This is a genomic window from Phenylobacterium sp. RIFCSPHIGHO2_01_FULL_69_31 (assembly GCF_001824475.1).
Taxonomy (GTDB): domain Bacteria; phylum Pseudomonadota; class Alphaproteobacteria; order Caulobacterales; family Caulobacteraceae; genus Phenylobacterium.
In genome coordinates this window covers 7611-27538 of the sequence record NZ_MHXN01000007.1, presented here as the reverse complement: position 1 = coordinate 27538, position 19928 = coordinate 7611, and the positions used below count along the sequence as shown (strand labels likewise).

28 protein-coding genes are annotated in these 19928 nt (G+C 69.5%); 13 read left to right on the top strand and 15 right to left on the bottom strand.

The genetic code is table 11. The features are described from left to right. Positions 1 to 15: 15 nt before the first annotated feature. The 6 genes from A2790_RS03950 to A2790_RS03925 form a co-directional block, all read right to left on the bottom strand. Positions 16 to 492: a cupin domain-containing protein gene (locus A2790_RS03950; RefSeq protein WP_293387808.1), complete on the bottom strand. Its 477-nt coding sequence runs from the start codon at positions 490 to 492 to the stop codon at positions 16 to 18. A 10-nt stretch (positions 493 to 502) separates the two neighbouring features. Next, complete coding sequence (locus A2790_RS03945; protein ID WP_293387805.1) at positions 503 to 1084, bottom strand: helix-turn-helix domain-containing protein; 582 nt, start codon at positions 1082 to 1084, stop codon at positions 503 to 505. Next, entirely contained in the window at positions 1081 to 1500 is a 420-nt protein-coding gene (locus A2790_RS03940) for an ester cyclase (RefSeq protein ID WP_293387803.1), read from the bottom strand. The genes A2790_RS03945 and A2790_RS03940 overlap by 4 nt, the downstream gene beginning before the upstream one ends. A gap of 68 nt (positions 1501 to 1568) precedes the next feature. Continuing rightward, the gene (locus A2790_RS03935) at positions 1569 to 2309 is read right to left on the bottom strand and encodes a peptidylprolyl isomerase (RefSeq protein WP_293387801.1); all 741 of its coding nucleotides are present in this window, start codon (positions 2307 to 2309) and stop codon (positions 1569 to 1571) included. A 33-nt stretch (positions 2310 to 2342) separates the two neighbouring features. After that, a complete protein-coding gene (locus tag A2790_RS03930) occupies positions 2343 to 2825 on the bottom strand; it encodes a hypothetical protein (protein WP_293387799.1) in 483 nt (160 codons plus the stop codon). A 6-nt stretch (positions 2826 to 2831) separates the two neighbouring features. Next, entirely contained in the window at positions 2832 to 3605 is a 774-nt protein-coding gene (locus A2790_RS03925; protein WP_293387797.1) for an EcsC family protein, read from the bottom strand. Between the two features lie 274 nt (positions 3606 to 3879). On the opposite strand from A2790_RS03925, the gene A2790_RS03920 reads away from it, so the two are divergent. The 3 genes from A2790_RS03920 to A2790_RS03910 are packed head-to-tail and all read left to right on the top strand — an operon-like array spanning position 3880 to position 4798. After that, positions 3880 to 4251 carry a hypothetical protein gene (locus A2790_RS03920; RefSeq protein WP_293387794.1) on the top strand — a complete coding sequence of 124 codons (372 nt, stop codon included), beginning with the start codon at positions 3880 to 3882 and terminating at the stop codon, positions 4249 to 4251. Beyond that, entirely contained in the window at positions 4251 to 4523 is a 273-nt protein-coding gene (locus tag A2790_RS03915) for a DUF5985 family protein (protein ID WP_293387791.1), read from the top strand. Before A2790_RS03920 ends, A2790_RS03915 begins: the two co-directional genes overlap by 1 nt. After that, positions 4520 to 4798, top strand: a complete 279-nt coding sequence (locus A2790_RS03910; RefSeq protein WP_293387788.1) for a DUF5985 family protein — start codon at positions 4520 to 4522, stop codon at positions 4796 to 4798. The genes A2790_RS03915 and A2790_RS03910 overlap by 4 nt, the downstream gene beginning before the upstream one ends. A gap of 6 nt (positions 4799 to 4804) precedes the next feature. Here the strand turns inward: A2790_RS03910 and A2790_RS03905 are convergent, their stop codons facing one another. Continuing rightward, entirely contained in the window at positions 4805 to 5209 is a 405-nt protein-coding gene (locus tag A2790_RS03905) for a metallopeptidase family protein (RefSeq protein WP_293387785.1), read from the bottom strand. After that, entirely contained in the window at positions 5202 to 5768 is a 567-nt protein-coding gene (locus tag A2790_RS03900) for a hypothetical protein (protein ID WP_293387783.1), read from the bottom strand. The genes A2790_RS03905 and A2790_RS03900 overlap by 8 nt, the downstream gene beginning before the upstream one ends. 131 nt (positions 5769 to 5899) lie before the next feature. Between A2790_RS03900 and A2790_RS03895 the strand changes: the two genes are divergently transcribed. After that, positions 5900 to 8221: a PAS domain-containing sensor histidine kinase gene (locus A2790_RS03895; RefSeq protein WP_293387781.1), complete on the top strand. Its 2322-nt coding sequence runs from the start codon at positions 5900 to 5902 to the stop codon at positions 8219 to 8221. Here the strand turns inward: A2790_RS03895 and A2790_RS03890 are convergent. Further along, a complete protein-coding gene (locus A2790_RS03890) occupies positions 8218 to 8730 on the bottom strand; it encodes a DOMON-like domain-containing protein (protein WP_293387779.1) in 513 nt (170 codons plus the stop codon). The genes A2790_RS03895 and A2790_RS03890 overlap by 4 nt on opposite strands. Before the next feature lie 352 nt (positions 8731 to 9082). Between A2790_RS03890 and A2790_RS03885 the strand changes: the two genes are divergently transcribed. The 7 genes from A2790_RS03885 (at position 9083) to A2790_RS03855 (ending at position 11408) form a co-directional block, all read left to right on the top strand. Next, entirely contained in the window at positions 9083 to 9295 is a 213-nt protein-coding gene (locus A2790_RS03885; protein WP_293387777.1) for a hypothetical protein, read from the top strand. Continuing rightward, a complete protein-coding gene (locus A2790_RS03880; protein WP_293387775.1) occupies positions 9295 to 9477 on the top strand; it encodes a hypothetical protein in 183 nt (60 codons plus the stop codon). The genes A2790_RS03885 and A2790_RS03880 overlap by 1 nt, the downstream gene beginning before the upstream one ends. Beyond that, positions 9474 to 9605, top strand: coding sequence for a hypothetical protein (locus A2790_RS03875; protein ID WP_293387773.1), 132 nt, complete (start codon positions 9474 to 9476; stop codon positions 9603 to 9605). Before A2790_RS03880 ends, A2790_RS03875 begins: the two co-directional genes overlap by 4 nt. Beyond that, complete coding sequence (locus tag A2790_RS03870) at positions 9602 to 10453, top strand: transglutaminase family protein (RefSeq protein ID WP_293387771.1); 852 nt, start codon at positions 9602 to 9604, stop codon at positions 10451 to 10453. Before A2790_RS03875 ends, A2790_RS03870 begins: the two co-directional genes overlap by 4 nt. Positions 10454 to 10577: 124 nt before the next feature. Then, a complete protein-coding gene (locus A2790_RS03865; RefSeq protein WP_293387769.1) occupies positions 10578 to 10751 on the top strand; it encodes a hypothetical protein in 174 nt (57 codons plus the stop codon). After that, positions 10724 to 10993 (top strand): hypothetical protein, encoded by a 270-nt coding sequence (locus A2790_RS03860; RefSeq protein ID WP_293387767.1) that lies wholly within the window; start codon positions 10724 to 10726, stop codon positions 10991 to 10993. Before A2790_RS03865 ends, A2790_RS03860 begins: the two co-directional genes overlap by 28 nt. A 28-nt stretch (positions 10994 to 11021) precedes the next feature. Further along, positions 11022 to 11408, top strand: coding sequence for a DUF302 domain-containing protein (locus tag A2790_RS03855; RefSeq protein WP_293387765.1), 387 nt, complete (start codon positions 11022 to 11024; stop codon positions 11406 to 11408). 20 nt (positions 11409 to 11428) lie between these two features. Here the strand turns inward: A2790_RS03855 and A2790_RS03850 are convergent, their stop codons facing one another. Continuing rightward, entirely contained in the window at positions 11429 to 11749 is a 321-nt protein-coding gene (locus A2790_RS03850; RefSeq protein WP_293387763.1) for a 2Fe-2S iron-sulfur cluster-binding protein, read from the bottom strand. Between the two features lie 92 nt (positions 11750 to 11841). Beyond that, a complete protein-coding gene (locus A2790_RS03845) occupies positions 11842 to 13089 on the bottom strand; it encodes an FAD-dependent oxidoreductase (RefSeq protein ID WP_293387761.1) in 1248 nt (415 codons plus the stop codon). Positions 13090 to 13300: 211 nt separating this feature from the next. Between A2790_RS03845 and A2790_RS03840 the strand changes: the two genes are divergently transcribed. Then, the gene (locus A2790_RS03840; RefSeq protein ID WP_293387759.1) at positions 13301 to 14575 is read left to right on the top strand and encodes a cytochrome P450; all 1275 of its coding nucleotides are present in this window, start codon (positions 13301 to 13303) and stop codon (positions 14573 to 14575) included. Between the two features lie 249 nt (positions 14576 to 14824). On the opposite strand, the gene A2790_RS03835 is transcribed toward A2790_RS03840, so the two are convergent. Both A2790_RS03835 and A2790_RS03830 read right to left on the bottom strand, forming a co-directional pair. Continuing rightward, complete coding sequence (locus A2790_RS03835) at positions 14825 to 15943, bottom strand: hypothetical protein (protein ID WP_293387757.1); 1119 nt, start codon at positions 15941 to 15943, stop codon at positions 14825 to 14827. Between the two features lie 76 nt (positions 15944 to 16019). Next, entirely contained in the window at positions 16020 to 16694 is a 675-nt protein-coding gene (locus tag A2790_RS03830) for a PEPxxWA-CTERM sorting domain-containing protein (protein ID WP_293388577.1), read from the bottom strand. A 357-nt stretch (positions 16695 to 17051) separates the two neighbouring features. Between A2790_RS03830 and A2790_RS03825 the strand changes: the two genes are divergently transcribed. Further along, entirely contained in the window at positions 17052 to 17669 is a 618-nt protein-coding gene (locus tag A2790_RS03825; protein ID WP_293387755.1) for a TetR/AcrR family transcriptional regulator, read from the top strand. Between the two features lie 101 nt (positions 17670 to 17770). On the opposite strand, the gene A2790_RS03820 is transcribed toward A2790_RS03825, so the two are convergent. Beyond that, the gene (locus A2790_RS03820) at positions 17771 to 18553 is read right to left on the bottom strand and encodes a succinate dehydrogenase iron-sulfur subunit (protein WP_068874988.1); all 783 of its coding nucleotides are present in this window, start codon (positions 18551 to 18553) and stop codon (positions 17771 to 17773) included. A gap of 18 nt (positions 18554 to 18571) precedes the next feature. Further along, a partial coding sequence (locus A2790_RS03815; RefSeq protein WP_293387752.1) for an FAD-binding protein occupies positions 18572 to 19928 on the bottom strand: 1357 nt, incomplete at its 5' end.

Below are 19928 nucleotides of genomic sequence, written 5' to 3'. Positions count from 1 at the left end.
GCCGCCCGACGCCCTCTAACCGCGATGGATCGGGTCGATCCAGGCGACGCCTTCCGGCGTCTCCGCCGGCTCGATCTCCAGGTTCACCACCACCGCCTCGCTGTCCGACCGCACCAGCACACAGGAGAGGGTCTCGTCGGTGGAGGCGTTGATCTCCTGGTGCGGCACGTAGGGCGGCACATAGATGAAGTCGCCCGGCCCCGCCTCGGCCACGAACTCCAGGTGCTCGCCCCAGCGCATGCGGGCCCGACCCGAGACCACATAGATCACGCTTTCCAGCGGGCCGTGGTGATGCGGGCCGGTCTTGGCGTTGGCGTGGATGTGCACCGTCCCGGCCCAGAGTTTCTGGGCTCCAGTACGGGCGCGGTCGATGGCGACGGCGCGGTCCATGCCCGGCGTGGTCGCGGCGGCCGGGTCCAGCTGGTCGCCGCGAACGACGCGGACGCCGGAATGTTTCCAGCCGTCCTCCGGAGCCTGGGGCGTCTCGCTCATGCCCACGACGCTAACCTCTCCGTGCGGCCTCCACCAGGGCGCGGATCATCCAGCGGCGGACGCGCGCGGCCTCGACGTCGTCCAGCTGCAGCACGTCCTTGAAGACCACCCGCGTCTCGATGCCCAGCAGCAGGGGCAGGGCCTTGGCGAGCAGGTCCAGCCGGTCGGGCGCCAGCGGCGGATCGGCGCCGGCCAGGGCGGCGGCCACCAGCGGGCTGCGGCGGTTCTGGCGAACCGGGGCCTCGCCGGGCGGTTGCTGGACGGTCCGGGCCAGCAGCGCCCGCAGCGGCGCCTCGTTGGCCACGACCAGCGCCGAGAGCGCGGCGTCCAGCTTCTCCACCCGGGCTAGGGCGTCCGTCGACGGCTCGTCGCCGAAGAGCGTCTCGGGCGTGGGCGTGTCCATGTGGACGGCGGCCTCGGACATCAGGGCGTCCAGGCCGGGGAAGTAGCGATAGGCCGTGGCGCGCGAGACCATGGCCGCCTCGGCGATCTCCTCGAAGCTGGGCGAGGCGGCCTCGCGGCTCAGCCGGACGGCGGCGTCCAGCAGGTCCTTGCGGGTGCGCAGGCGCTGGTTGGCGCGCGCGCCGCTCATTGCGGAAGCTGTTGCAGGATGGCGGCGAGGTCGATCCAGACGTTCTCGCGCTTCATCCGGCCATCGTCCGCATACTCCACCACGTGCAGCAGGCGGAAGCTCAGCGGCCGGTCCCGGCCCTCCAGGCCGAACGGCCGGCCCGGCGCGCGGCCGGTCCAGACGCTCTCGTCCACCAGGAAGTCCTCGCCGTACAGCCGGCGGACCGTCGCGATCCGCCCGTCGGCCAGGTCGGCGAACAGGGCCTCGTAGAAGCCCCGGGCCCCTTCCGGACCCACGGTCGGGCCCGTCGGCGAGCCCACGATGTCGTGCTCGCAATCGGGCGTCAGGGTCGCGAGCACCCCGACCACATCGTCGGCCTGCTCATAGCCGAAGTGCTCGTCCATCCGAGCGTCCATCTGAGCGCGAGAAAGGGCCATGCGCCGCCTCCATCATCCAATGGCGGCGCTTATAAGTGAGACGAGAGTCTCAAATCAAGAATAGAGTCTCATTTTGGGGTCGGCACGGGCTCCGACGCGGCTGGTGGTGGCGCAGGCGCAGGCGAGGGTTCCGCTGCGGGCGCGGGCGCGGGCGTGGCCACCCGGGAGATGCGGGTAATCCGGACCGGCTGCTTCAGGATCTCGCCCTTCATCGCCCCCTCGCCCTTGTTGGGGTCCACCGGCAGGGCGATGATCTTCTTCACCACATCCAGGCCTTCGACGACCTGGCCGAAGGCGGCGAAGCCGGGCGAGCCCCGGGGGTTCTTCGGGTCGGCGTCGAGATAGCTCATGTCGCCCAGGGTGATGAACCAATCCGACTGGGCGGTGCCCGGCGCGTGCCGGCCCATCGAGATCGTGCCGTCGCCGTGCTTCAGCCCGGTCTTGATCGTGGATTCGTGCGCGATGGGCGGCAGCACCTTCTTCGGGTCGTTCTGCAGCCCGCCCTGGATCGAACCGTAGTCGGTGGCCGTGTAGCCCGGCGGCCGCGAGGCCCGATAGAAGGTCGCGCCGTTGAACAGGCCGCGGTCCACATAGCGCAGATAGTTGGCCACGGTGATGGGCGCCTTGTCGGCGTAGAGCTCGACGACGATGGCCCCCTGCGCGGTCTCGATCTTCACGCGGGGGTTCGGCTTGGCGGGCGGCTTCGGCGTCGGTGTGGCGGTCGGTGCAGCCGGCGCAGGCGCTGGCTGGGCCTGGGCGGCGGCGGCGAAGGCGGCGACGGAGAGGGCGATCAGGGTGCGGCGGAGCATGGCGCGGAGGTTAGCCCCAGGCGCCGGCCCGCGTCATCCTCCCCGGCACTTCACGAAAGTGTCGGTCTTGCCGGTCGAGCGCAGTCGCCCGCCCGCCAGCACCAGGGTCTGGACGCGCGAGGCGCAGAGGCGGCGGACGCGGCCGTCCGTCTCCACGGTGGATCCCACCCGCGCCAGCACCCTGGCCGAGCGGCCGTCGGGCGCGATCTCGATGCGGGTCACCTCGACCGCCTCGCGGGCCTTGCCGCGCATCCGCCGCGCCTGGGCCCGCGCCTGCGCCAGGGTCGAGGTTCCGTAGGGCACCGGCGGCTTGTCGCCGACATACGCCTGGTCGGTGAAGCGCGCCTCGGGGATGAAGCCCGCGAAGTAGCGCTCGCGGTCGTCCGCGTTCCACGCCGCCTGCTGGCGGGCCACGAAGGCCCGGACCGCCGTCTCGGTGATGGCGGCTTGGGCCTGCGCCTCGCGGGAGGCGGCGACGATCGTGAGAGCGACGAGGCTGAGGACGGCGGCGCGCATGAGGGCCTAACGCGCGAGCCAGCGCATGCGGTAGCCATTGATGGCGGTGTCGCCCAGCCGCTCCAGCAGGCGCCAGTTCACGAAGGCCCCGATGGGCGCCCCCACCACGGGGATCATCTGGGCCAGCTTGGCCAGGTCGATGTAGTCGCGGTACTCGCGCTGGAAGGTGCGCCAGTCAAAGTGTTCGAAGTCGGCGGGATGCTCGCGCCCGTCCCAGTCCTCGAGACCGTGGAACACGGTCGCCCGATGTTCGGCGCCCGAGAAGGCCAGCTGGAAGAGCCCGAGGATGTAGAGGCGCTCCTCGAACCGGTCGGACGGGTGGCCGTAGATCGCCGAGAGGTCGAACAGCAGCTTGATCTTGATCACCAGCAGCGCAGGGAAGTCGGCCAGCGCCAGCAGGAACCCGCCCGCGCCGGCCACACCGCCTTCGACCGCGGCGGTCTTGCGATAGGCGTCCAGGGTCGCCAGGGCGCGCTGGTCGCGCTGAGCCAGCGACTCGCCGATCACCGGCGCAGCCGTGATCATGTCGGCGCCGGTGAGGATGGTCCGGGTCATCCGCTCGATCACGGCGGTGATGGCGGCGTGCGCCTGTTCGGGAATGATCCGGTTGATCCGGCCCTGGACATTGCGGGCCGCGCGATCCAGCGGCCCCGGCGGCTTCAACACCCGGCTGCGCCAGTGGTCGGCCTCGGCCCGCGCCCAGGTCTCGTAGGCCTCGTCCGTGAGGCCGGTGGGGGGCGTTGAACGAACTATGAGGAGGTCACCAGTTGCAGAATCCACGCGCCGACCGCGGTCAGCACGGTTCCTGTCAGAAAGCCCCGGACGAAAGCCCCGTTGCGCTCCCACCAGATGCGGCGGGCGCGCATGCGCTGGGCCCGATCGACCTTTCGTCTCTGCATGACGTTCCGTTCCCCCCGACTGGCGCCGTTCTAGACCACCGGACCGTGGGCGGTCGAATCCCGAACCGATCGACGCCTTCCCGACCTTAGGGGTTGATCCCCGGGCTCAGAGCTATAGCTTCCGGCGCGTCGGGGGGGTCGATCCGGAGACTGCGTTGTCGGGCGACCCAGAACTCGCTGCGTTCGCGCGCGAGCACATAAGATCTGTCTGGGCGGTCGAGCTTTTGCTGCTGCTCCGGCGGGATGTCGAACGCTGCTGGGCGGCGGAGGATCTGGTGCGTGAGCTGCGCGCCAGCAGCAACCTCGTGCGCGACAACCTCGCGCGGTTCCACACCAGCGGCCTCGCGATGCAGGATGACGACGGTTGCTGGCGGTACGCCCCGGCCAGCCCCGTCCTGGACGAGCTCGCCGGCCGGCTGGAAGCGGCGTATCGCGAACGGCCGGTCTCAATCATCAACCTGATCGCCGCGCCACCGGACCCGATCCAGGGACTGGCCGACGCTTTCAAATGGCGGGGAGAGAAGTGATGGCCGAGTTGGGGCCTTCCCTGGTGTACGCGCTGTGCCTGGCGGCCAGCCTGTGGTGCGCCTTCCTGCTGCTCTATGCGTGGCGGCAGACCCGCTCACGGCTGTTGTTCTGGGCCGCCCTCGGCTTCGTCTTCCTGTCGCTGAACAACCTCTTCCTGGTGGGCGATCTGGTGCTTTTCCCCAGCATCAATCTCTGGCCCTGGCGACAGGCCGCGTCCGGCCTGGCCGTGGGCGTCCTGCTGTACGGCTTCATCTGGGAGGCCGAGCGTTGACCCAGCCCGATCCCGTCGTCGCAGCCTTCGCGGCCGGCGCGCTCACCCTGGGCCTGCTGGCCGTGGGCCTTTTCTTCCTCAAGTTCTGGCGGCGTACGGGCGACCGGCTCTTCCTGGCCTTCGCCGTCGCCTTCGCCCTCCTGGCCCTGAACCAGGCTGTGCCGACCCTGGCCAGAATCCCCAGCGAGAACCAGGGCTATGTGTATCTGCTACGCCTGGGCGCCTTCCTGCTGATCATCGCGGCCGTCCTGCGAAAGAACTTCGGCCGGCGCTGACGAGGCTCAGGCGCTGGCCTCTATGAGGTCGATGTCGCCGTCCGACAGACCGAAGTGGTGGCCGATCTCGTGCACCAGCACGTGGGTGACCAGTTCCTCGAGCGTGACCTCACCGTTCTCGGCCCATTCGTCGAGGATCGGGCGACGGTAGAGGAACACCCGGCTTGGCTCCGTGGCGGCCGCGAACACCGACCGCTCGGCCAGGCTGACCCCGGAATAGAGGCCGGTCAGGCCGAACGGGTCCTCGATGCCCAGTTCGTCCAGCACTTCCTCCGGCGGGAAGTCGTCCACGCGGAACACCACCTCACCGGCCATGCGCCGGAACCCCTCGGGCAGGGCGGCGAAAGCGCGCTCGGCCATCTCGGCCAGGTCGTCGAGGGAGGGCGCGCGGCCCACGGTCACATCACTCATCCGGCATCACGATATGCGGGGCCTCGGGCGGGCGCACCTCGAACAGGCCGATGTCCAGCGGCTGTTGCGGCTTGGTGGGGCGCAGGGGCGTGCGGGCGATGGCGCGCAGGGTGTCGGCGTCCAGGTCCTGACCCTTGCGGCGCGCCTGGCGGGCCTGCGGCGCCTCCAGCGGCCGCTCGGCCGTGCCGATCCGCCAGTAGGAGACGGTCAGTCGCCAGACCGTCCGCGGCGGCTTGGGCGGGTCGGGCCAGCGGCGACCGTCGGCGAAGGCGGGCTCGACGGTCCGGGGCCGCGGCGATCCCTCGGCCACCTGCTCGATCAGGCGGCAATAGCGGTCCTCCGCCTCGGGTGTCGCGCCTGTCCGCTCGTCCTCCACCCGGCCGGCGTAGGCGTCCAGCGCCGCCTCGCGGGTGGCGAACGCCGGCCCCACCGGGTCGGTGGCGAAGACCACGGCCTCCCCGGCCCGGCGCCGCGCCTCGCTCTCGCGCGCAGCCCGGCCCAGCGGCCGCGAGAGCGCCTGCTCGGCATTGGTCGCCACGGGGTAGAGGATGGCCGTCATCGTGGGCATTCTCGCCCAAAGGCCACGGGCTGCCCAGGGGAGCAAGAGGGAGCCTGGGCCGCGACGACGCTGCAGGTGCGGCCGGGGGCGGCAAGCCGTAAGCTCGGGCTCAACGATTCGCCGGGGCGTCGATGAGTGCGCACGAACTGATGCTGGCGGCGGCGGCGGGGGCGATCAGCCTGGCCATTTCCGCCGTCCTCTGGGCCTTCGCCCAGCGCCGCGCGGCCGATCGCCGGGTCGCGGGCCTGAACGCGCGCATCCGGCAACTCGAGCTGGGCGCCGAGACGGCCCAGGCCTCGGCCGAAGCGTTCGATTCGGCCCTGCTCGCGGTGGAGGACGGCCAGGCCCTGCTGGCTTCGGGCGAAGAAAGCCTTGCCGTCTGCTGCACGGCCCTCGGCCTGTCGATCCACGACCCCCAGTACCTGCTCAACGCCCTGATGCGCGCCGACCCCGACCACGCCCGCCGCCTGCGCGGCCTGTTCGAGCGGGGCGAGGCCTGCGCGTTTGAGGTCAAGGGTCCGGCCGGCGTGGTGACCGTGGAGGGCCGCGCCGCCGGCGCCTTGGCCTGGCTGCGGGTCTCGGCGGTGCTGGGCGAGGACCAGGGCCTGCCCACCGCCCCCCGCTTCGCCGCCTTCCTGCACGCCCGGTCCTGCCCAGCCTGGATCGCCGCCGCCGACGGCTCGCCCGTGTGGGTCAACGCCGCCTGGCTGAAGGCCGTCGACGCCGCCAGCCTGGACGAGGCCGCCCAGCGCGGGGTGGCCTTCGACAAGGGCGCCGACGCCATCGCCAGCGAAGCCGCCAACCTCGGCCAGCGGCGCGAGGCCGTGCGGTGGCTGTCGTTCGGCGGCCGCCGCCGCGCCTTCCTGATCGCCGCCCAGCCGCTGGAGGGCGGCGGCGTCGGCGTCTGGACCGACGACCTCACCGACCTGGAGGAGGCCCGCGAGGAGACCCGCCGCAACATCGAGGCGCACGACGAGACCCTGAACCGCCTGGATGACGCGGTGGTGATCTTCGACGGCGCCAAGCGACTCAGCTTCCACAACACCGCCTTCGCCGAGCTCTGGGGCCTGGAGCCCGCCTGGCTGGCCGAGCGCCCGACCCACGGCGAGATCCTCGACCGCCTGCGCCAGCGCCGCCGCATCCCAGAGACCGCCGACTACGCCAAGTGGAAGGCCGCCGAGCTCGACCGCTACGAGAAGCTGGAACAGCAGCCCGACGACATGTGGAGCACACCCGACGGCCGCACCCTGCGCGTCGTGCGCCAGTCGCACCCCCTGGGGGGCCTGCTGCTCCTGTTCGCCGACATCACCGGCGAGCTGAAGATGAAGGCCCAGTACAACGCCCTCATCCAGGTCCAGCAGGCGACGCTCGACAAGCTGTCGGACGCCGTCGCGGTGTTCGGCTCGGACGGCCGCCTGCGCCTGCACAACGAGAGCTTCGAGCGCTTCTGGAACATCACCCCGCTGCAGATCGAAGCCGCCGGCGACTTCGAGGGCGTGGTCGAGCTCTGCGTCCACAAGCTGCACGACATGGTGTTCTGGAAGGACCTGAAGGGCCGGGTGGCCGATCCCGACCCGATGGCCCGCATGCCGATCACCGGCGAAGCCCAGACCTCCGACGACCGGACCGTCGAATACCGCACCCGCCCGCTGCCGGACGGCGCCACCTTGGTCGCCTTCACCGACGTCACCGACGCCCGGCGGCTGGAAAGCGCCCTGGCCGACCGCGAGCAGGCGCTCAGCGAGGCCGAGCGGCTGAAGCGCGACTTCGTCGGCAACGTCTCGTACGAGCTGCGCACGCCCCTCACCACCATCATCGGCTACTCCGAGCTGCTGGAGCACTCTGGCGACGGGCTGTCCGAGCGGGCGCGGGGCTATGCGGCGGCGGTGAAATCGGCGGCGACCCAGCTGGCGCGCTCCATCGACGACGTGCTCGACATGGCCCAGATCGACGCCGACGAGATGGCGCTGGACCTGGTGGAGGTGAACGTCGCCGACCTGCTGATCGAGGTGGCCAGCCGCTGGCGGCCCGAGGCCGAGGCTGGCAAGGTCTCGATCATGCTGGAGCGGCCGGACAACGTGGGCGTCATCCGCGGCGACCGCCGGCGCCTGTCCCAGATCCTGGACCACCTGATGGAGAACGCCATCGGCCAGACGCCGGCCGGCGGCACGGTGACCCTCGCCGCCCGCAAGGCCCTGGGCGAGGTGCAGCTTCAGGTCTCGGACACCGGCCGCGGCATCCCGTTCCACGTCCAGGCGCACATCTTCGACCGCTTCATCGGCCGCGAGCGCGGCGGCCCCGGCCTGGGCTTGGCCCTGGTCAAGGCGCTGACCGAGCTGCACGGCGGCTGGGTTGCGCTGGAGAGCGAGCCGGGGGCGGGCGCCACCTTCACCTGCCACCTGCCCGAGGTGGCCACCGCCGTCAGCCAGCCCGAGCTGGGTTTCACGACCTAGAGGGCGAGCACTCGCGTCTCCGCGCGGTGGAAGTCCGGCGGTCCGGGCGGATGGGCCAGCGCCCAGTACGACAGCCCGCCGTCCGCCGCCTCGATCACCGCCGTCAGGCCCAGCCGGACCGGGCCGGCTTCCGGCAGGGCAAGGTCGACGCGGACGTCCAACTGCGAGGCGCCCGCCTCCACCTCGATCCGCGGCGGGTCGGTCTCGAACGGCGCCATGCCCTTCCGATAGCCCTCGAACCGGTAGGCGGCCCACCGCCCGGAAGGCGCGACGTTGAACTCCAGGTAGCCGTCGCCGCCGAAGCTCACGAACGCCTCGAAACAGGTGTGTTCCCACAAGCCGTCCATGCGGGCCGGGACGGCCGGCCCTGGAACGATCAGGTCGGCGAGCACGCCGCGCAGCCGATAGCGCAGCGCCAGTCCGCCCCGGGAGGTGCGGCCGGCCTCCACCTCGATGGTCTCGACCGCAGGACAGGGCGTGGTCGGATGGCGCGTCAGCGCTCGCCGCATGCTTGGCTCCAGGGAATGGAGCGCCACCTTAGCAGACCGCCGTCGGACCGCGACGGTGCGGCGGCGCAGCAGTAATTCGTAACCTCAAAACTGTCGAATTACTCCGAAAGCCCGCGGGGAAAGCGCCAGGTGGCCTGTCCATTACAAAAGTTCAGCTCCACTTATATTTCAAGCGCATTGAATTCCGGCTCAAGCACCCCAGTTATAGGGGGCAGAAAGACCGCGTCATCCGGCGTATTCACGGCGGCCGGCGCGATCAGGAGTTTCCCGTGTTCATCGTTTCGGCGCTTTGCGTGCTCGTCGCCGCCGCCATTCCCCCCGCCTTCGCGCTGTTCGGCCTGCGGGGAAACCGATGACTCCGCACCAGGATCACCGCTGCACCGTGCAGATCAAGGCGGACGGTCGCCCCTACCTGGCGTTCCAGCCTTTGACGGGCCAGGCCTCGTCCTACAGCAATTCCCTCTTCACCCTCGACCTGCTGCCGGATGTGGATCGCGCCTCGGCCGAGCGGCTCTGCCGCGCGATCAACGCCCGGCTCGCCGGCGTCTCGGCGACGGTGTTCTGATGGCCGATCCCACGCCCGAAGCCCTGTCCCGCGAGAACGCCTACCTCAAGACGCGGGTCGCCCAGCTGCAGTCCGACGTGGCCGACCTGTCGGCCGAGATCGACCGCCTGCGCCAGGAGCGCGAGCGGCTGCACGGGCGCCGCACGGCGCGCGCGCCAGATCCCCTGGGCGGCGGCCAATGATCAACATCCTGGCGATGGTCCTGCTCGTCGCCCCCATGATCGCCTTGGGCGTCATCTGCGTCGTCCTCGCGGCGCGGGCGAAGCGCGACGAAACCCGTATCCGCCCGAGGCTTGAGCCTCGCGCATGAGTCAACAGGAGGCGACGGTCGCGGGCGCGAGGCCCATGCGCATCCACGCGGGCTTCGAGATCGTCTACGACTGCCCCGTCGCCGTCCCGATGCTGCTGACCCTCAGCGTGCATCCCAGCCGCCGCGACGACCTGGAGACCCGCGACTGGCTTCGCACCGCGCCGCTCGTGCCGGTGCGCCAGTACCTCGACGGCTACGGCAACATCTGCAGCCGCATCCAAGCGCCGGCGGGCCGTCTGACGCTGTCGTCCGACTTCATCGTGCGCGACGACGGCCGCATCGACGACTACGCGCCGGAGGCCGTGCAGCATCCCGTGGAGGACCTGCCGGACGAAGTGATCCTGTTTCTGCTGGGCAGCCGCTATTGCGAGACCGACCGGCTCAGCGCCGCGGCCTGGGCGCTGTTCGGGTCCACGCCGCCGGGGTGGGCGCGGGTGCAGGCGATCACCGACTATGTCCACCACCACATCGCCTTCAGCCATGCCGACGCCCGGCCGGACAAGACCGCCTACGACGCCTGGACGGAGGGCCGTGGGGTCTGCCGCGACTACGCCCACCTGGCGGTGGCGCTCTGCCGGTGCATGAATATCCCGGCGCGCTACTGCACCGGCTACCTCGGCGACATCGGCGTGCCCGTGGCGGGCATCATGGATTTCAGCGCCTGGTTCGAGGTCTACCTCGGGGGCGCCTGGCGCACCTTCGACGCCCGGAACAACATGCCGCGCATGGCCCGCGTTCTGATCGCCCGAGGCCGCGACGCCGTGGACGTGGCGATCGCCAACACCTTCGGGCCCGCCGAACTCGTCGGCTTCACCGTGACGAGCGTGGAGGCGCCGCCGCCGGGGTGACGCGGCGAACGCGGAAGGATCGGCGCTGACGGTTGACCCCCATCAAGGTCCTGGCGGACCCCGCCGTCTATCCAGGCGTTGAGCGCATACGAGGCGGGCGGCTTCGGCCTCCGGAAAATCGATCATGGAATACCAGGTCACTGCGGAACGCGTGGACGCGCACGGGAGCCTCGCGCGCACGAAGGACGCCAGCCTCGTCCTGGACACCGCCGTCGCCGGCCGCCGCGATGCGTTCAATCCGGCCGAACTCTTCCTCGCCGCGATCGCGGCTTGCATGATCAAGGCATCGAGCGGGTGACGCCGATGCTCAAGTTCGATCTTCGCGGCGTGGAGGTGCGGCTGTCGGCCGTGCGCCAGGATGCGCCGCCCTTCATCCAGCGCGTCGACTATGAGCTGATCGTCGACACCGACGAGGACGATACGCGCCTGGACCTCTTGCACCGCAACGTCCGCAAGTACGGCACGATCTCGAACACAGTCGCCGCGGCGACCGTGTTGGCCGGCGTCATCCGCCGCCGTGCCGCCGATACGGTCGCATGAACACGACGGCACAATCTCGGAGGCCCGCATGACCTACGTCCACTCCAAGACCTTGAACGCCCCCTTCGACGAGGTGGTGGCGAGGACGCGCGAGGCCCTGTCTACGGAGGGCTTCGGCGTGATCACGGAAGTCGATGTCCAGAAGACGCTGAAGACCAAGATCGGCGTCGACTTCCGGCGCTACCTGATCCTCGGGGCCTGCAACCCGGCCCTGGCCTACGAGGCCTTGAAGCTGGAGGCCAACGTCGGCGCCATGCTGCCCTGCAACGTCGTCGTGCAGGAAACGGGCGAGGGCCGGACCGAGGTCTCCGCCATCGACCCCGTCGCCTCCATGCAGGCGATCGACAACCCGGCCCTCAAGGACAAGGCGGCACAGGTGGGCGAGAAGTTGCGGGCGGCGATCGACCGGCTCTGATCGCCGCCGAGAGCCGCTGCTTAGTGCTGGCTTTCCGGCATGGTCACCTTCAGGCCGTCCAGGTCGTCGGTGACCTTGATCTGGCAGGAGAGGCGGCTGTTGTCCTGCACGCTTTCGGCGAAGTCGAGCATCGACTCCTCCATGCTGGACTTGGTCCCCGTCTTGGCGAGCCAGGCCTCGTCCACATAGACGTGGCAGGTGGCGCAGGCGCAGGCGCCGCCGCAGTCGGCGTCGATGCCGGGGATGTTGTTCTTTACCGCGCCTTCCATGACGGTGAGACCCGGCTTCACGTCGATCACGTGCTCGGTGCCGTCATGTTCGATGTAGGTGATCTTGGCCATGGACGCCCCTCACTGATCGCCGGCCCGTTCCCGGTGCGGGAAGGGCTTCTTGTTGAAGATTGAGCGCGATGCTCTTGGTTGAACCGACCGCGTCATGAGGGCGCGCTCTCGGCGGCGACCTCTTTCATGGAAACGGACGGGTCCGCAAGCTTCGCCTTGTTCACCGGTTTGCGGTTGAGGATGAGCATTTTACCCATCATGAACTCCGGGGGCGAATTGATCGCCTCGACCGATTGGACCTGGTCGCCCTTCAGGTGGAAGACGGCGAACTTGCCCGTCGCCGGGTCGCCGCGGATCAACACCTGGTCCACGTCGAACGCATAGCCGGCGATCTGGAGCTTCAGGTCGAACTGGTCCGACCACTGCCACGGGCATTCCCCCGCCGGCCGCGGACGGCCGGTGATTGCGCTGGCGGCCTGTTTGGCCTGCTCCAGCGCATTGGGCACGCTCTCCATCCGGAACATCCGGTCGTAGATCGGCATCGGCCGGTGGGCGACGTCGCCGATGGCAAAGATGCTGGGGTCGCTGACGCTGCGCGCATCCAGGTCCACCACCACGCCGCGGGCGCAATCCAGGCCGGCGTCCTTGGCCAGCTCGTCGTTGGGCTGGGCGCCCACGCCCACCACCACGGCGTCGCAGGGAATGACCCGCCCATCTGCCAGCTTCACGCCCGTGACGTGGCCGTCCCGGCCTTCGAAGGCGGTGACGCTGCAGCCCAGTTCGAACGCGACGCCGTGCTTCTGGTGGTAGCCGGTGAAGAAGGTCGACAGTTCGGGGCAGGCGACCCGGGCCAGGATGCGCGCCTCGCGCTCCAGCACCACCACCTCGGCGCCCAGCGCGCGGCCGGACGCGGCGACCTCCAGGCCGATGTAGCCGCCGCCCACGACGGCCAGCTTCTTGCCCGGTCCCACCTGGGCCTTCAGCGCCTCGGCGTCGGCGGCGGTGCGCAGGAAAAGGATGCCCTTTAGGTCGGCGCCCTCGATGGGCAGGGCGATGGCGCGGGCGCCCGTCGCCAGGATCAGGATGTCGTAGCCGAGGCTCGAGCCGTCCGAGAGCGCCACGGTCTTGTCGCCACGGTTCAGGCTCACGGCCGTCACGTTGGGGCGAAAGTCGATGTTGTTCTCGGCGTAGAACTCCACCGGCTTCAGGGCCAGGGAGTCCGCGTCGGCCTCGCCCTTCAGCCAGGCCTTGCTGAGGGGAGGGCGCTGGTAGGGCGCGATCGGCTCGGAGCCGACCATGGTGATCGGCCCCTCATGGCCGTACTGGCGCAGCAACGCCGCGGCGGTGCCACCTGCGTGGCCCGCGCCGACGATCACAACGTGTGCCGAAGCGTTGCTCATAGGTCTCCGATGCACAAAAGTGACGCTGGCGTCAACTTCAATGGCGGCCGGTCGCGGTTGTTCGCCCGGCGGTCCCCTCTTTGCCGTGTGACCCTACGGAGGGCAAATCCTTACCTCGCCGACCGGCCTCGCCTGGCAGGTAGGGCTTGCCGAACAGCGTTTGGATCGGCGCCATGGGCTCCAAGGGTCGTCAGCACCCGGGAGGAAAGCCATGGACGACGGATCGCCCCAGTTCCGTGAAGCCGCCGCCGCCGAGGTGTGGGCCACGCCGATCGAAGCGCTGAACCCGGCCCAGGCCGACCTGTTCGCCAATGACGCCATGTGGCCGATCTTCGACCGGCTGCGGCAGGAATCCCCGGTCCACTGGACGCCCCGCGGCGACGAATACGACGGCTTCTGGTCGGTCAGCCGCTACCAGGACATCATGGCCGTGGACACCAACCACGAGGTGTTCTCCTCCGCCGACGGCATCGTCCTCCAGACGCTGGAGGCCAAGGCCGAGGCCGACAAGCGGCCGCGCGGAAACAGCTTCATCGCCATGGACCCGCCGGGCCACGACGTACAGCGCAAGACGGTCAGCCCGGCCGTCGCGCCCGCCAACCTCCAGGCCATGAGCCCGATCATCCGGGCCGAGGCGGGCAAGATCCTCGACAGCCTGCCGATCGGCGAGGAGTTCGACTGGGTCGACCTCGTCTCCAAGGAACTGACGGCCATGACCCTGGCCACGCTCTTCGACTATCCGCAGGAAAAGCGCCGCGAGCTGACCTTCTGGTCGGACATGTTCACCAACGCCCCCGGCTTCGGCCCGGCGAAGAGCTGGCAGCACAAGCGCGAGCAGGCCGACGCCTGTTTCGACGCCTTCGACGCCCTGTGGGCCGAGCGGGTGAACGCCCCGCCCAAGTTCGACCTCGTCTCGATGATGGCCCACGCCGAGGCGACCCGGAACCTCAGCGCCACCGACTACCACTCCAACGTCGTCCTGCTGATCATCGGCGGCAACGACACCACCCGGAACACGATCTCGGGCTCGATCTACGCCCTCAACAAGAACCCCGACCAGTACGACCGGCTGCGCGCCAACCCGGCGCTGATCCCCAACATGGTCTCCGAGACCATCCGCTGGCAGACGCCGCTGGCCCACATGGCCCGCACCGCCACCCGCGACTTCGAGATGGGCGGCAAGACCATCAAGGCCGGCGACCGGGTGGTGATGTGGTACGTCTCGGGCAACCGCGACGAGACCCAGATCGCCAACCCCAATCGCTACGACATCGACCGCGAGCGGCCCCGCAACCACCTCTCCTTCGGCTTCGGCATCCACCGCTGCGTCGGCAACCGCCTGGCCGAACTCCAGCTCACCATCATCTGGGAAGAGATCCTCAAGCGCTTCCCCGAAGTCCGCCTGCTCCGCGAACCCCTCCGCACCCACTCCGTCTTCGTAAAGGGCTACGAGACCCTGCCCGTGGTGATCCCGACCCGGAACTAGCGGCCACCGGGACCGCCCCCCACCTCGTCATCCCGGGCGGAGCGCTCGCCAGAGCGCGCAGACCCGGGACAGCCGCACCGCCGCCGACGCCCGCCTAAGGGCGCTGCAGCCACGACAGCGGTCCTTCCGGCCCCTCGACCAGGGGTCGGATCGATCGCGCCATTCAGGGTTCCGGGCCTTGATCAGCTCCAGCGGCATGGATGCGCCAGTTTCCGACTCTGGCGCCGAGCCGAAATGCAGACCTCAGAGTCAGTCTTCGGCGTCCTTGCGGACGCGCATCAGCGGGTCGGACAACACGCGCCGGATCAGGTCTGCCTGCCGCCGCTCGCCGACCTTGTTGAAGAGACGACTGAGATGCGTCTTGGCGGTCGTCATGGTCACGCCATTGCGGTCGGCGAACTCGGCGAGGCGCTCCCCGCCGACGAGGGCGGACAACAGCCGCGCTTCCGCTGGTGAAAGGCCATAGGCGGCCCTCGCCCTGCGCTCATCGACGGCGTGATCGCATCCGCGTCCGAAGACCAGCATGGCCATGGGTTCGGAAACGACCAGGCCAAACCCGCTGCGGGCGGGGCTGATCGCCACCTGCATCAGCGACCCGGCCGCCGTGGGGAGCTGTAGGTCAGTTCTGGCCGCGCCCCCGCTACGGGTCGCCGCGGCGAGTGCCGCCAGTAGTCTACTGGTGTCGTCGGGCGTGGCCGCTCTCAGGAAGCCCCTCACGAGCGTGAGGGCGCCGTCGCGCAACTGCCGCTCAGCCAAGGGGCTGGCGAAGTTCAGCCGGCCGTCCGCCGTGGCGAACAGCACCCCGACGCCCCCGTCCTCAAGGGTCTGGAATGCGGCCTCTTCGCTGAGCCGCACGCCTCGCAACTGGTAGAAGGTCCGGAAGGCGCGCCGGAAATGGGGCTGCAGGCGGGCTAACAGGTCGAGCTCTTCAGGGGTGTAGTCGCCGCAGCTGCGCGGGCGCCGCGCGCTCACGATCGTGGACCGCTCCAGACGAAGCACCGGCGCGTAGACGCCCCAGAAGGCGTCTTCACCCAGGAACTCGTCGTAGAACGCGGAGCGCGGCCTTGCGCCCTCGGCCATAAGGTCGCTGTCGCGGATGATCTCATACGACCCGCTGGTGCGGATACGCCGCATGGCGATGTCGTCGGTCCAGTAGTGTTCCAGATACTCGCGCGCCCGCCTGTCGTCGGCCTCGGAGCACATCGCGAGGGCTTCGACCGGCTTTTCGCTCTGCGCGAAGATCGCCACGCGGCTGTGCAGGCATCGTTCGAGCCGGCGCGAGACGTCGGTCCACGTGGCCGCGCCCAACCCGGCATCGTAGATGGCGTCCGTGATTGGCTCGATTTCAGACGAGAGAGACAGGTTCATCGGGAAGGCCCGCAGGATCGGCGGCCCGCTGGATCGGCGGGCCGCCTGACGCAATATGGGCCCACGCCGTTTGAGGCTAGCCCGCCGCTCGTAGCGTCGCCGAGAAAGCGGTCGCCCGGCGGCGGCGCAGGACGGCCCCCACGCCGGCGAACCCGGTGATCATAAGGGCCCAGGCGCCAGGCTCCGGGACGGCGCCCGCGACTTGCTTCACGTCGAATTGCAGGTTGTTCACACCGACTTCGTAGCCGTCCGGGCCCCAGCGCAGGATCACACCCTCGAGATAGTCGGTGTTGATCGTGGCGTGGCTGTGCTTCGGCCAGGCTGTGTTTCCGGTGAAGGTGGTGAGCACCTTGCCGGACAGATCCAGTACGGTGAAAGGCGTCGTCACGCTGCGACCGGCGTAGGTCGCGAAGTCGAAATCGATCAGCGAGATCTTATAGCCCGCCGCCGCGGTCAGCTTCACCTCGGAAGCGGTGTCCACGCGATTGGCCCCGCCCCACGCGACGCCGGGCAGGTTGCCGTAGCCCGGACCCCAGTACTTGAGGAAGTCATTGTGGGTCACGCCGCTGGACGCGATGAGAGAGCGGTAGGAGACGTCAACGCCCACGCTGTCGCCGAAGCTTTGCGAGATGATGCAGTCGCTGGTGCTGCAGTTGCTGTCCTGGAACCGGAGAACTTGCGCCGCTTCAGCCGCTCCCCCCGGGAGCGCGCACGCCGCGACTGTGGCCGCGGCGAGCAGACCTTTGAACATTTGCACTGGAAAAACCCTTCACCGTCAGTTGAGGGCCGGACGTTTATCGGGGGGGCAAAAGCGCCGCGTCCTACGTTTGGACGACAAGGATGACGGCGGTACCGCGACGACGTGGGCGGCCCGGATCCAGCGGCGCGTCGGGCAACGCTCAGCGGAGTCGCGGTTGCGCCACCTCCGGGCCAAGTCATTGACTCTGCCCAGCTTCGCCTTCCCACCCCTCTGTGAAGTTCGGAAAGTCTGCCTTGCGGGCGCGCTGGCGGCCCGAGCAAGTCGGGAAGATCGCCGCGCAACCCGGTCCGCAACATCCATGGTTCGAATCCTTAGCGTCACCCGCCCGTCGTGACCTAAGATCGGCTCATGGAACTTGGCCGGAAGTACCATGTGGGCGACTTGCCCGGACGTCTCGTGCGCGAGGCGCGGGAGATGCTGGAGCAGGGCGGCCTCAAGCAGCTGAACCTGCGCGCCCTGGCGGCGCGGGCCGGCATCACGGCCGCCTCTCTCTATCATCACTACGACAGCAAGACCGCGCTACTGGCCGAACTCGCCGCCAGCGGCTTCATGGAGCTGCGCCGCGATCTCGAGCGCGCCGACCGCGAGGCGGGGGAGGGGCGGCGCCTGCGAGGCTGGGCGACCGGCTATTTCCGTTTCGCCCGCCGCGAGCCGGCGCTGTTCGGACTGATGTTCGACCCCGAGATCGCCGAGGCGCCCCAGGTCGCGGAGGCGCGCGCCGCCGCCCTGGCCGTCCTGCACCGCATCGTGACCGAGGTGGCCGCGGCCCAGGGCCGGGTCGACCCCCCGCTGCGCCACATCACCCTCGCCGTCTGGACCGCCGCCCATGGCGCCGCGGACCTCGCCGCCAGCACCCCCGAAGGCGACGACCTCATCGAGGACGTGATCGCGGGCCTGGAGACGCTGTTCCGGCCGGCGCTTCCCTCCCTTGATGGGGAGGGACAGGCGCCGCAGGCGCCAGGGTGAGGCGGCGAGGGCCAGAGTGGGGACGTGGGCGCTTGATCCCCGCTCCCTCACCCTGACCGCTGCGCGGTCTGTCCCTCCCCATCAAGGGAGGGAAAGGGTCTCTAGACCACCCGGTCGACCAGCATCTTCTTCACCTCGGCGATGGCCTTGGCGGGGTTGAGCCCCTTCGGGCAGACCTGGGCGCAGTTCATGATCGTGTGGCAGCGGTAGAGCTTGAAGGGGTCCTCCAGCTCGTCCAGCCGCTCGCCCGTGGCCTCGTCACGGGAATCGATGATCCAGCGGTAGGCGTGCAGCAGGGCGGCCGGGCCCAGGTACTTCTCCTGGTTCCACCAGTAGCTGGGGCACGAGGTGGAGCAGCAGGCGCAGAGGATGCACTCGTAGAGGCCGTCCAGCTTCTCGCGGTCCTCCGGCGTCTGGCGCCACTCCTTCTGCGGCTCGGGCGTCTCGGTGTGCAGCCAGGGCTCGATCGAGGCGTACTGGGCGTAGAACAGCGTCAGGTCCGGGATCAGGTCCTTGACCACCGGCATGTGCGGCAGCGGGCTGATCGAGATCTTGTCGCCCGGGCATTCCTCGTGGCCGTGGATGCAGGCCAGGGTGTTGCGGCCGGCGATGTTCATGGCGCACGAGCCGCAAATGCCTTCGCGGCACGAGCGGCGGAAGGTCAGGGTCGGGTCGACGTTGTTCTTGATGTGGATCAGCACGTCCAGGACCATCGGCCCGCACTGGCTGAGGTCCACGTCGTAGGTGTCCCAGCTGGGGTTCTGGCCGCTGTCGGGATCGTAGCGGTAGATCTTGAACGTCTTGACGTTCGTCGCGCCCGCCGGGGCCGGGAAGTGCCGGCCGCCCTTGGGGACGGAGTTCTTCGGAAGGGTGAGCTGGACCATGTGTCTGTTCCCCTTCGCCTAGTAGACCCGCGCCTTGGGCGGGAAGGGCGCGATTTCGTTGGTCATGGTGTAGTCGTGCACCGGGCGGAAATCGATCTTCACCTTGCCGGTGGGATCGTCGAACCACGCCAGGGTGTGCTTCATCCACTTCTTGTCGTCGCGGTCCGGGAAGTCCTCGTGGGCGTGGGCCCCGCGGCTTTCGGTGCGGTTGTGGGCGCCGGTCACCGTGACCACGGCCTGGCCGATCAGGTTGTCCAGCTCCAGCGTCTCCATCAGGTCGCTGTTCCAGATCATCGAGCGGTCGGTGACCTTCAGGTCGGGCCGCTTGGCGCTGACCGCGTTCATGCGCGCCACGCCCGAGGCGAGGGCCGTGGAGGTCCGGTAGACCGCCGCGTCCTCCTGCATGGCCATCTGCATCTCCAGCCGCAGAGCCGCCGTGGGCGTCGAGCCGCTGGCGTTGCGGAACCGGTCCAGGCGGGCCAGGTGCGGGTCGGTCATGGCGGGCTTCAGCTCGGGCTGGGTCGCGCCGGCCTTGATCGTCTCCGCCGCGCGCAGGGCCGCCGAGCGGCCGAACACCACGAGGTCGATCAGGCTGTTGGAGCCCAGGCGGTTGGCGCCGTGCACGCTGACGCAGGCGGCCTCGCCCACGGCCATCAGGCCAGGCACCGTCTTGTCCGGATCGCGGCCGGCCTTGGTCACGACCTCCGAATAGAAGTTCGTGGGGATGCCGCCCATGTTGTAATGTACCGTCGGCAGGACCGGGATCGGCTCCTTGGTCACGTCCACGCCGGCGAAGATCTTGGCGCTCTCCGAGATCCCCGGCAGCCGCTCGGCCAGGATCTTGGGATCCAGGTGGTCGAGGTGCAGGAAGATGTGGTCCTTCTTGGGCCCCACCCCCCGCCCCTCGCGGATTTCCATGGTCATAGCGCGGCTGACCATGTCGCGGGGCGCCAGGTCCTTCACGGTGGGCGCATACCGCTCCATGAACCGCTCGCCCTCGGAGTTGGTCAGGTAACCGCCTTCACCGCGGGCGCCCTCGGTAATCAGGCAGCCCGAGCCGTAGATGCCGGTCGGGTGGAACTGGACGAACTCCATGTCCTGCAGCGGCAGGCCGGCCCGCAGCACCATCCCGCCGCCGTCGCCGGTGCAGGTGTGGGCCGAGGTGGCCGAGAAGTAGGCGCGGCCGTAGCCGCCGGTGGCCAGGATCACCAGCTGGGCCTGGAACCGGTGCAGGGTGCCGTCGTCCAGCTTCCAGGCGGTGACCCCCCGGCAGACGCCCTCGTCCATGATCAGGTCCAGGGCGAAGTACTCGATGAAGAACTCGGTCGAGTGCGCCAGGCTCTGGCCGTACATGGTGTGCAGCATGGCGTGGCCG